The sequence below is a fragment of the Brevibacillus agri genome, from assembly GCF_004117055.1.
Taxonomy (GTDB): Bacteria; Bacillota; Bacilli; order Brevibacillales; family Brevibacillaceae; genus Brevibacillus; species Brevibacillus agri.
The window spans coordinates 2,669,587-2,680,970 of sequence record NZ_CP026363.1 but is presented as its reverse complement, the minus strand read 5'-3'; the positions used below and the strand labels follow the sequence as shown (position 1 = coordinate 2,680,970).

Annotated in this window: 8 protein-coding genes; all 8 read right to left on the bottom strand. The window is 54.0% G+C overall.

The features are described 5' to 3' along the window. Positions 1 to 6: 6 nt before the first annotated feature. The 8 genes from BA6348_RS13455 to BA6348_RS13420 all read right to left on the bottom strand — a co-directional run bounded on the left by BA6348_RS13455 (position 7) and on the right by BA6348_RS13420 (position 11,367). Complete coding sequence (locus BA6348_RS13455) at positions 7 to 288, bottom strand: DUF503 domain-containing protein (RefSeq protein ID WP_005834164.1); 282 nt, start codon at positions 286 to 288, stop codon at positions 7 to 9. After that, positions 288 to 2,843, bottom strand: a complete 2,556-nt coding sequence (gene infB / locus BA6348_RS13450; protein ID WP_007786836.1) for a translation initiation factor IF-2 — start codon at positions 2,841 to 2,843, stop codon at positions 288 to 290. The genes BA6348_RS13455 and infB overlap by 1 nt, the downstream gene beginning before the upstream one ends. Before the next feature lie 21 nt (positions 2,844 to 2,864). Next, complete coding sequence (locus BA6348_RS13445; protein ID WP_005834170.1) at positions 2,865 to 3,164, bottom strand: YlxQ family RNA-binding protein; 300 nt, start codon at positions 3,162 to 3,164, stop codon at positions 2,865 to 2,867. Continuing rightward, positions 3,161 to 3,451, bottom strand: a complete 291-nt coding sequence (rnpM, locus tag BA6348_RS13440) for an RNase P modulator RnpM (RefSeq protein ID WP_005834172.1) — start codon at positions 3,449 to 3,451, stop codon at positions 3,161 to 3,163. The genes BA6348_RS13445 and rnpM overlap by 4 nt, the downstream gene beginning before the upstream one ends. A gap of 2 nt (positions 3,452 to 3,453) precedes the next feature. Then, on the bottom strand, positions 3,454 to 4,545 hold the full coding sequence (gene nusA, locus BA6348_RS13435) for a transcription termination factor NusA (RefSeq protein ID WP_005834174.1): 1,092 nt from the start codon (positions 4,543 to 4,545) through the stop codon (positions 3,454 to 3,456). Positions 4,546 to 4,590: 45 nt separating this feature from the next. Next, the gene (rimP, locus tag BA6348_RS13430; RefSeq protein WP_122952490.1) at positions 4,591 to 5,049 is read right to left on the bottom strand and encodes a ribosome maturation factor RimP; all 459 of its coding nucleotides are present in this window, start codon (positions 5,047 to 5,049) and stop codon (positions 4,591 to 4,593) included. A 165-nt stretch (positions 5,050 to 5,214) separates the two neighbouring features. Further along, a complete protein-coding gene (locus tag BA6348_RS13425; protein ID WP_025846090.1) occupies positions 5,215 to 9,519 on the bottom strand; it encodes a PolC-type DNA polymerase III in 4,305 nt (1,434 codons plus the stop codon). Positions 9,520 to 9,618: 99 nt separating this feature from the next. Continuing rightward, the gene (locus BA6348_RS13420) at positions 9,619 to 11,367 is read right to left on the bottom strand and encodes a proline--tRNA ligase (protein WP_141333627.1); all 1,749 of its coding nucleotides are present in this window, start codon (positions 11,365 to 11,367) and stop codon (positions 9,619 to 9,621) included. Between the last annotated feature and the right edge of the window lie 17 nt (positions 11,368 to 11,384).

Here is an 11,384-nt window from a genome sequence, read left to right as displayed (position 1 = left end):
GCTGCCCTATTCGTAGTATTCCGTATCGACCCGAATCAACTCCACATCGGGATGGTTTTCCACGAACCGCACGACAGCCTGCATTTCTTGTTGCAAAAATGACATTTCATTAGCAACGGCAGCGATACCCAACACGGTACGCTGCCACTGCTCGGGATAAGCCATCTCCGCTGCGGAGACGTTGAAGCGGCTTCGCAGCTTGCCAATGAGACTTTTGACGATGGCCCGTTTTTCTTTCAAGTTTTGGCAAGCGGGCAGAAACAGTTCAATCTGCACCCCTGCTACCATTATTGCTTCACTTCAACCATGACGAAGGCTTCGACTACGTCGCCGACTTTGAGGTCCTGGAAGCGTTCCAAGGTCAGACCGCACTCGTAGCCTGCGTTTACCTCTTTGGCGTCGTCCTTGAAGCGTTTCAAGGTGTCCAGCTTGCCTTCGTAGATGACGATGCCTTCGCGGATCAGACGAGCACCTGCATCGCGGCTCAGTTTTCCTTCGGTTACATAGCAACCGGCGATGTTGCCGACTTTGGATACTTTGAAGACTTCGCGGATTTCTGCCTGACCGATGATGTTTTCTTTGTACACAGGGTCCAGCATGCCTTTCAGAGCTTGCTCGATCTCTTCGATCACGGTGTAGATCACGCGGTGCAGACGAATGTCGATTTTCTCCTGTTCAGCCATGCTGCGAGCGTTTGGCTCAGGACGCACGTTGAAACCGATGATGATCGCATTCGATGCGTTTGCCAGCGTAACGTCGGACTCGGTGATCGCGCCGACGCCAGTGTGAATGATTTTCACGCGGGTACCGTTGACGTCGATTTTTTCCAGGGAGCCGCGCAGAGCTTCTACAGAACCTTGCACGTCGCCTTTTACGATCAGGTTCAGCTCTTTGATATCGCCTTCCTGAATGTGCTGGAACAGATCGTCCAGCGATACGCGAGAGCTTGCACGGCGCTCGGATTCACGCTGCTTGGCTGCGCGCGCTTCCCCGATTGCACGGGCTTTTTTCTCGTCTTCAAACACGCGGAACTGGTCGCCCGCTTGCGGTACATCGTTCAGACCTGTAATTTCCACAGGGGTAGAAGGACCTGCTTCTTTCAGACGGCGGCCTTTGTCGTTGACCATCGCACGTACACGGCCGTAGGTAGAGCCGACTACGATCGGATCGCCGACGCGCAGCGTTCCTTGCTGTACCAGAATGGTCGCTACAGGACCGCGGCCTTTGTCGAGCTCAGCTTCGACTACCGTACCGCGCGCACGCTTGTCAGGGTTTGCTTTCAGCTCCTGAACCTCTGCGACGAGCAAGATGTACTCAAGCAGCTCTTCGATCCCAGTGCGCTGCTTCGCAGACAGTGGAGAGAAAATGGTGTCCCCGCCCCACTCTTCCGCAACGAGCTCATACTCGGTAAGCTCTTGCTTGATGCGGTCGATGTTGGCTTCCGGTTTATCCACCTTGTTGACAGCGACGATGATCGGCACGTTTGCCGCTTTCGCGTGGCTGATCGCCTCTACGGTTTGTGGCATCACGCCGTCATCGGCAGCAACGACGAGGATCGTAATGTCGGTAATTTGCGCACCGCGGGCACGCATGGTCGTGAACGCCGCGTGACCAGGTGTATCGAGGAACGTGATCTTCTTGCCTTTGATCTCGACCTGATAAGCACCGATATGCTGGGTAATCCCGCCTGCTTCCCCCGCTACTACGTTCGTGGAGCGGATGGCGTCGAGCAACGTTGTTTTCCCGTGGTCAACGTGACCCATGATGGTGACGACTGGCGGACGCTCTACGAGCGACTCAGGCGGATCTACTTCTTCGAGCGTTTCGAAGTTGGTTTCGTCGATGACGATTTTTTCTTCGACTTCTACGTTGTAATCAGCGCAGATCAGCTCGATCGCTTCGCGTTCCAGGTATTGGTTGATCGTTGCCATGATCCCCAAATTAAACAACTTTTTGATGATTTCCGCCGGTTCCTTGCGCAGTTTCACAGCCAGCTCGTTCACCGTCAACGACTCGGTAAAGGTGATTTTGCTAGGCGTCTCAAGCACTGGACGCTGTGGCTTTTGTCCGCCGCGCTGGTGGTTGTTGCCGCCACGACGGTTGTTTTGGTTGCGGTTATTTCCGCCGCGGAAAGGCGTGTTCTTTTTGTTGTCTTCAAACGTCTTTTGCGTTTGTGGAGCTTTTTTGATTTTCTCGCGTTTTTCCAAACCGACATTGGATGGAAGTTTTACTTTGTCTTCAAACTCATCCCCGGTGCGGCCTTCCGTTTGGCTGGCAGTTGCCTGTTGCGGAGGACGCTGCTGGTTTTGCGGTCTTTGTTGGTTTTGTGGTCTTTGTTGGCTCTGTGGACGTTGTTGGTTTTGCGGCTTACGGTCAGTCGGTTTTGCTGGTTGACTTCTCATATGGTTTGGTCTTCTCTCCTGATTCTTCCCCTGATTTTTTCCGTGTTGAGGACTATGCTGATCGGGCTGATTTCCGCTGGTGCTGCCTGGACGATTGTTGCCGGAAAAATCGCCGCGATCGCGTTCGTTTTGTCTGTCGTTTTTTGCAGCTTGTGACGGCTGCCCCTGCCCTGCGTGGGACTGGGTTTGTTGTCCTCTGGATTCGTTGGGGCGTCGTTGATCGTCCATTTGTTTTGATCTTGCATCGCCAGGCGTATTGCGCGCTTCCGGCTTGGAGCCGGCACGCAGTTTGGCCATGTGATCCTCGATCCGCTTGATCGTCCCTTCTTCCATAATACTCATATGATTTGCTACTTCTATGTTCAATCGTTTTAGCAAATTGAGGATTTCCTTACTGCTCATGTTGTGCTGTTTGGCATATTCATACACACGTGTCTTCAAATAAACTTCACCCTTTCTAAGTTAGGTGAGCAGACGCTGAATGCTTTCAGCCAACTTCCCATCGGTCACCGCCACGGTAACGCGCCCATCTTTTCCGATTGCGTGTCCCAATGAATATCGGTCGCCTGTGGTTACACATGAGACCCCGTAATAGGAACATTTATCCTTGACTTTTTTGGCCGTATTGTCAGATGCGTCCGATGCGAGCAAAACGAGACGGGCCTGGCCGTTGCGAACAGCCGTGATGACCAATTCCTCCCCGGTCACGATTTTGCGCGCGCGCATCGCAATGCCGAGCAACTGAGCTGCTTTAGGGATCATCGTCCCATCATCTCCAGCCATTTCTCACGAAAAGCATCGTACTTCTCTTCGGAGATGGACATGTTCAGGGCACGTTCCAGCACTTTTTTCCATTTTCCCGATGCGAACGCATCCGGCTTCAGACAGCTTTCCTGCCGACACACATAGGTACCGCGTCCCGCCGCCTTTCCCGTCAGGTCGATGACAATCTCCTCAGCGGGCGTCCGGACTACGCGGATCAATTCCTTTTTCGGAAACATTCCTTGGCAAACAATGCATTTACGCAAAGGGATCTTTTTTTGCTTCATGACTATTCGTTGTCGACTCCTTCATCGCCCTCTACTTCTTTCGGATAGACGATGCCTTCTTGGTCTGCCTGGGACTCGCTCTTGATGTCGATCTTCCAGCCTGTCAGCTTGGCGGCCAGACGAGCGTTTTGTCCGCGTTTGCCAATCGCAAGCGACAACTGGTAATCCGGCACGATGACGCGGGTTACCTTTTCGGCGAGGTTGACTTCTACATGCAGCACCTTCGCCGGGCTGAGCGCGTTTGCCACGTACTCGGCAGGATCTTCGGACCAACGAACAATGTCGATCTTCTCACCCTTCAACTCGGTCACGATCGTCTGTACGCGCATGCCTTTTGGACCGACACAAGCCCCTACAGGATCTACGTCCGGATTGATGGAATGAACAGCGATTTTCGAACGATCGCCTGCTTCACGAGCAACGGACTTGATTTCAACCACACCATCGTAAATCTCTGGCACTTCCAATTCAAAGAGGCGCTTCAAAAGTCCCGGATGGGTACGGGAAACGACGATTTGCGGTCCCTTGGTGGTTTTTTCTACTTTAATGATGTATGCCTTCACCCGATCTTGTGACTTGAACTCCTCGGAAGGCATTTTCTCGGTGATCGGCATAACCGCTTCCGCTTTGCCCAGATCAATGTAGTAATTGCGGGCGTCCATACGTTGAACAACCCCTGTGACGATATCATCCTCGCGCTCGATGAACTCGCTGTAAATGAGACCGCGCTCCGCTTCGCGAATGCGCTGGGTCACCACTTGCTTTGCCGTTTGCGCGGCAATGCGGCCGAAGTCGCGAGGCGTCACCTCGATTTCCACGATATCGTCCAGTCGGAAGTTCGGATCGATTTCTTGGGCAGCTTCCTGAGAAATCTCCAGACGCGGGTCCAAAACCTCTTCCACCACGTTTTTGCGTGCATACACGCGAACCATACCTGAATGACGATTTACATCCACCCGCACATTTTGGGCCGAGTTGAAGTTACGTTTGTATCCAGAGATAAGAGCCGCTTCGATGGCCTCGATCAGCACGTCTTTGGTGATGCCTTTCTCTCTCTCAATGGCTTCTAAAGCCTCGATAAAATCGCCGTTCATGACTTTCGTTGCCTCCTCCTTTACTTACCCACCGGCCGCTGGCATCTAAAAGACGATGGCCATGCGTGCCGTGTCAATTTGCTCCTGGGAAATCACGTACGTTTTTTTCGCTTCCTTAACAGTCAGCTTGCCGTCCTCGTACGATACCAGTTCGCCTTCGAACAGGCTTGCTCCTTCTATCGGCTCTTTGGTTGTAATGTGCACGTGCCTGCCGACAGCTTTGGTAAAATCCTTATCCTTGCGCAACGGACGCTCAGCACCCGGCGAAGATACTTCCAAAAAGTATGCAGTCGGAATCGGATCTACTTCGTCAAGTTTTTGACTCAGCTTCTCGCTGACAAGGCTGCAGTCATCGATGTCGATGTTGCCAGTTTCATTGTCGATAAACACGCGCAGAAACCAGTTGCTGCCTTCCTTTTTGTACTCGATGTCAACCAGTTCCAAACCCAATTCGTCAACAATGGGCGTGACCAGTTCGGTGACGATGCCCGTTACCTTGCTCAAGCAAGTACCTCCTTTACGTTTGAACCATGAGGTGCAGCCAGAAAGAAAGAGTGGGTTTCCCCACTCTCGATCTGTCGTGCGTATAAAACCAGTATTTCCAAAAAAATTATAGCATAACAGCCCTCCGCTGACAACCTTTGGATGCGGCTGCATCGCTTCGCTGCCCTAGAACAGCGACAACTGGTTCGATTCCGGCAGACCTTTCAGCGCGCCCTGCTCCTCCAAATACTCCAGAATCGTCTTGGAGATACGCGAGCGGGACAACAGGTCTTCCTTGGACAAAAACTCGCCTTCCTCCCGCGCCTGCACGATGCTGATCGCGGCGTTCGTCCCGAGACCTGGCAAGGCATTGAACGGCGCAATCAACGAGTCGCCTTTAATCAGGAAGCGGGTAGCGTCGGATTCATACAGGTCGACGTTGGCAAAACGGAAGCCGCGCTCCACCATCTCCAAAGCCATCTCCAGCACGGTGAGCAGCGCTTTTTCCTTCGGCTGTGCGTCGTGACCCTTGCCCTCGATTTCTTCGATTTTTTGCCGGATCGCTGCCGAGCCTTTGACCATCAGCGGGATGTCGAAGTCGTCGGCGCGCACGGTAAAGTACGTCGCGTAAAATTCGAGCGGGCGATGCACCTTGAAGTAGGCGATCCGCACGGCCATCATGACGTACGCGGTGGCGTGCGCTTTCGGGAACATGTATTTGATGCGCTGGCAAGACTGGATGTACCATTCCGGCACGTTGTTTTTGCGCATTTCTTCCTGATCCTCTTCCGGCACGCCTTTCCCTTTCCGCACCGACTCCATGATTTTGAAGGCGCGCGACGGCTCCAAACCTTTGTAGATCAAATAAACCATGATGTCGTCGCGACAACCGATTACTTCAGGCAGTTTACAAATGCCGTTGCGAATCAAGTCCTGCGCGTTGTTCAACCATACATCCGTACCGTGGGACAGACCGGAAATCTGCACAAGCTCGGCAAACGTCGTCGGCTTCGTATCCTCGAGCATCTGCCGAACGAACTTCGTTCCGAATTCGGGAATGCCGAGCGTGCCCATATTCGTCCCGATTTGCTCCGGCGTCACGCCCAACGCTTCCGTCGAGCTGAAGATAGACATCGTCTTTTTGTCGTCGAGCGGAATCGATTTCGGGTCCATGCCGGTCAAGTCCTGTAGCATACGAATGACGGTCGGGTCGTCGTGTCCGAGAATATCGAGTTTCAGCAAGTTGTCGTGAATCGAGTGGAAGTCGAAATGCGTCGTGCGCCACTCGGACTCGCTGTCGTCTGCCGGGAACTGGATCGGACAAAAGTCTTCAATTTCCATGTAGTCCGGAACAACAATAATCCCACCCGGGTGCTGTCCCGTCGTTCGTTTTACCCCTGTGCAGCCGTTGACGATCCGCGAAATTTCCGCATTGCGCAGCGTCAGTCCGCGCTCGTCGGCGTACTTTCTGACGTAGCCGTACGCTGTCTTTTCCGCAACGGTACCGATCGTCCCCGCACGGTACACGTAGTCCTCGCCGAAAAGCTCCTGCGTGTACTTGTGCGCCCGCGGCTGGTAGTCACCGGAGAAGTTCAAGTCAATATCGGGAACCTTGTCCCCTTTGAAGCCGAGGAACGTCTCGAACGGAATGTCCTGCCCATCCTTGGCGTAGTTGGTGCCGCACTGCGGGCATTCCTTGTCGGGCAAGTCGAAGCCGGAGGCAATCGAGCCGTCCGTAATAAACTCGCTGTGCTTGCAATTCGGGCAGCGATAGTGCGGCGGCAACGGATTGACCTCGGTAATCTCCGCCATGGTCGCGACGAAGGAAGAACCGACCGATCCACGCGAGCCGACCAGGTATCCATCCTGCAGCGACTTCGTTACCAGCCGCTGCGAGATCAAGTAAATGACGCCGAAGCCGTGCGTGATAATACTGTTCAGTTCTTTTTCCAGCCGCTTTTCCACAAGCTCCGGCAACGGATCGCCGTACAGCAGCTTTGCCTTGTTGTAGCACATTTCGCGCAACTCGTCGTCTGCGCCCGGGATGACCGGGGTGTACAGCTTGTCCGGAATCGGGCTGACGTCTTCGATCATGTCCGCAATCGCATTCGTATTTGTCACGACGATTTCTTTGGCCAGCTCTTCGCCAAGGTAGGAAAACGACTCCAGCATTTCATCTGTCGTGCGCAAATACAGCGGCGGCTGATTCCCGGCAGTCGGGTCGCCTTTTGACAACAGGAACACATCGCGGAAAATCTCATCCTGCGGGTTCAGAAAATGAACATCCCCTGTCGCGACGACGAGCTTGCCCATTTCCTTGCCCATTTCCACGATCATCTTATGGTAGCCCTTCATCGTCTCTAGCGACGGAATTTCTTCATTGCGAAGCAGTGGCGAGTAATGGTCAAGCGGCTGAATTTCCAGAAAATCGTAAAAAGCAGCGACTTCCTTCAACTCTTCAGACGATTTCCCGCGCAGGATCGACTGCATCAGCTCGCCTTCCTTGCATGCGGTTCCAATCAGCAAGCCTTCGCGGAATTTGGTCAACTGACTGCGCTGAATGCGCGGCCAACGGAAAAACGTCTCCACATGCGAACGGCTGACGAGCTTGTACAAATTTTTCAGCCCCGCCTTGTTTTTCACGAGAATCGTCGCATGGAAAGGACGGCCGCTCTTGTAGTCGGCTTCTTCGTTGCTCTTCTCGTTCAACTCGGCCAGCGTCTTGATTTGCGCTTCCTTGATGTCTTTGAGCATTTGCTGGAACACGTGGGCGAGCGCAACTGTATCGTCCAACGCCCGGTGGGCATTAATCAGCTCGACATTGAACTTTTTGGCGAGCGAGCCCAAGCGGTAGTTGCGCATTCCTTTGTACATCATCCGCGCCAGAGGCAGCGTGTCCAGAAACGGGTTGTTCCACGGCTCCATGCCGATCCGCTTCGCGCAAGCATTGATGAACGCCTTGTCGAACTCCGCGTTGTGCGCGACGAGCACGGCATCTCCGGTAAACTCCTTGAACTTGCGCAGCACAACATCGAGCGTGTCTTTGCCGCGGAGCATGTCGTTCGTAATCCCGGTAATTTCTGTCGTCTTCGGGCCGATCTCCAACTGCGGGTCAATCAGCTCGGTCCACTGGTCGACGATCTCTGCCCCTTTCATCTTCACGGCAGCAATTTCGATAATCGTATGCTCGGCGGCATTCAGACCTGTCGTCTCCGTATCGAAGACAACGTATTCGGTCGTCTCGTCGATCGGCAAGTTGTTGTCGGCGTTCAGGTTGTAAACGATGTCGATGCCGTCCTCCACGACATACGCCTCCATGCCGAGGATGCACTTCATGTTGTGCTTCTTGGCAATCGAGTACGCCTCTGGGAACGCCTGCACCACTCCATGGTCGGTGATGGCAATTGCCTTGTGCCCCCATTTCGACGCGGTCGAGATCAGCGACTTGACGGAAGCTACCGCATCCAGCGCGCTCATCGGAGTATGGCAATGCAGCTCGACGCGCTTTTCCTCGGCCTGATCCCGGCGAATGACCTGTTCGATCTGGTTCAGGTCGTTGGCGTTCATCACCAGCTCGCGGATAAAGGTGTCATGCTGCACGCTGCCGCGCACCTTGACCCACATGCCGTCCTTGAGCGCCTCCAGCATCTTGACGTCCTCCTTGTCGCGGGAGAACATCTTCACGGTCAGGGAGTCTGTGTAGTCGGACACGTTGAAGGTCAACAGATGACGTCCGCTACGCAGCTCTTTGACCTCGACGTTGAAAACCGTACCTTGAATCACGACGCGGCGCTCTTCTTCCTGAATCTCGCAGATCGGAATCGGCGCGTCCTTGATTTCGTAGCCCATCATCAAGGTCGTGATGGCTTCTGTCTTTTCCGAGCCTTTGCTTTCCTGGGCAGCGGCTGTCATGACGACTTCGACCAGCGCGCGCTCTTCCTCGTTGCGCTGCTCGACAAACGCCTGATAAGCCTCATCGCTTTCTTCGCCGTGGAAGGAAAAGCGCATGGAGCAATCCGTCGCCTTTTGAAAAGCGGCTAAGAGCTCGTTGTCCGCCCGTTTGCGCTTCGCGACTTCGACGGTCATCTCTGTCGGTAAGTACACCTTCACTTCCTGCTGCTCGACCTGCTTTCTGGCAGAGCGTAGCGTGACGGCCAGCGAATTGAGCGTCGGCTCTAAGCTTGCGACCAGCGCATCCCAATACTCCTCTACCACGAAGCCTAGCTCTGGTTTTTGCTTGTAGCGGAATCTGGCATCGACTTTTGCCAGGTGGGAAAAGGTTTGCGTCAGGCGCTTCGTGAACGCTGCATAGGCTTCTACGGGCAGCAGCTTGGGCAAGGTAAAATGAAAGACCCATTCCTTGTTTTGCTTGTAAAGCTCAAGCTTGTCAATCTGTCCGTCAAGAAAATAGCGGTTGACCCATTCGTCAGGCACTTCCATTTGCTTGAGCAGCAGAGAGAAGCGCTGTTTTTGCTCTTGTGTACGGTCCACGGTATTCCACCCTCCCAAAAACAAGAAAAAGAGGTACTCCCATTGTGTCCAGGGGAGTACCCCGTAAAATTCGACAAAATCTTCCTTCAATCCTGCTAGTTACTCGTTGCCGAACAGGGCTGCCCCGGTATGGTCTACACGAGCAAGCATCGTTTTCACTTCAGATACGAGGTCCTCCAGCTTCACGTTCACGGTTTCCCCGTTTTTGCGGACGCGAACTTCGACGGTGCCCTCTTGCGCCGCTTTGTCCGATACGGTAATGCGCAGCGGCAGGCCGATCAAATCAGCATCCTTGAACTTCACGCCAGCACGCTCCGGGCGGTCGTCGAACAAAACTTCCACGCCCGCTTTTTGCAAAGCTTCGGTAATTTGTTCGCTGATTTGGCGTTGCTCCTCTACTTTAACATTGACCGGGATCACATGTACATGGAAAGGAGCGACAGCTACTGGCCAAATGATGCCATTCTCATCGTTGTTTTGTTCAATGACAGCAGCGATCGTCCGCGATACGCCGATCCCGTAGCAGCCCATAATCATCGGCTGGCTGCGGCCGTTCTCATCCAGGTACGTTGCTCCCATCGCTGTTGAGTACTTCGTTCCGAGCTTGAACACATGGCCGACTTCCACCCCACGCGCAAACTTGATCGCGCCGCCTGTACGCGGGCACTCATCGCCTTCTGTGATGTTGCGCAAATCAGCAAAACGGGAAACGGCAAAATCACGGCCTGGCACAACATGAGTCAGATGGTAGTCGGTTTCGTTTGCGCCAACGATGCCGTCATACACATCCTGGACGTAGTTGTCCGCGATGATTTCCACTTTTTCGCCATCCAAGCCGACAGGGCCAACGAATCCGGCAGGCGCCCCTGTCACGGAAACGATATCCGCTTCGGATGCCAAACCGACGATTGTCGCATCGTACAAGTTTTTCAGCTTCACTTCATTCAGCTCGTGGTCACCGCGCACAAGCACCATTACCAGCTTGTCATCGACGCGGTAGAGGAGGCTCTTGATGATTTGCTTCGCTTCGATGTTCAGGAACTGGACGAGCTGGTCGATGGTCTTGATCCCCGGCGTATGTACTTTTTCGCGGGCTGGCGCTTCTTCCGTCGGCTTCGCGGATGGCTTGTACACGACTTCCGCTTTTTCCAGGTTGGCTGCAAAATCGCCTTCTTCGGAGTAGGCAATCGTGTCTTCGCCGATGTCACACAAGGCCATAAACTCGTACGTGCCTTTTCCGCCAATCGCGCCTGCGTCCGCTTCTACTGCGCGGAAATTCAGGCCGACACGGGTGAAAATGTTCGTGTAGGCGTCGTACATCGCCTGGAAGTTGCGATCCAGTCCTTCCTGGGTCGTATCAAACGAATACGCGTCCTTCATGATAAACTCGCGGCAACGGATCAAGCCGAAGCGCGGACGCACTTCATCGCGAAACTTCGTCTGGATTTGGTACAGGTTGATCGGGAGCTTTTTGTACGAGTTGATCTCGTCGCGAACCAGGCTGGTGATGACTTCTTCGTGAGTCGGTCCGAGCGCAAAGGAGCGGTCGTGACGGTCGCGCAAACGCACAAGCTCTGGGCCGTACACATCCCAGCGGCCTGTCTGATGCCACAGCTCAGCAGGCTGCATGGCAGGCATCAACAGCTCCTGGGCCCCTGCCTTGTTCATCTCTTCACGCACAATGGCCTGGATTTTATGCAGGGTACGAAGCGCCAATGGCAGGTACGTATAAATCCCGGAAGCCAGTTGGCGGGCCATACCGGCGCGGAGAAGCAGCTTATGGCTGGCAATCTCCGCATCCGCAGGCACTTCCCGCAAGGTAGGAATCAACATTTGACTTTGCTTCAACACGTGCGTGTCCTCCT

Bases quoted from the DNA above. Each gene is read 5' to 3' on its own strand.
- BA6348_RS13455 (WP_005834164.1), bottom strand. From the start codon at position 288: ATGGTAGCAGGGGTGCAGATTGAACTGTTTCTGCCCGCTTGCCAAAAC.
- BA6348_RS13445 (WP_005834170.1), bottom strand. From the start codon at position 3,164: ATGATCCCTAAAGCAGCTCAGTTGCTCGGCATTGCGATGCGCGCGCGC.
- rnpM (WP_005834172.1), bottom strand. From the start codon at position 3,451: ATGAAGCAAAAAAAGATCCCTTTGCGTAAATGCATTGTTTGCCAAGGA.
- nusA (WP_005834174.1), bottom strand. From the start codon at position 4,545: ATGAACGGCGATTTTATCGAGGCTTTAGAAGCCATTGAGAGAGAGAAA.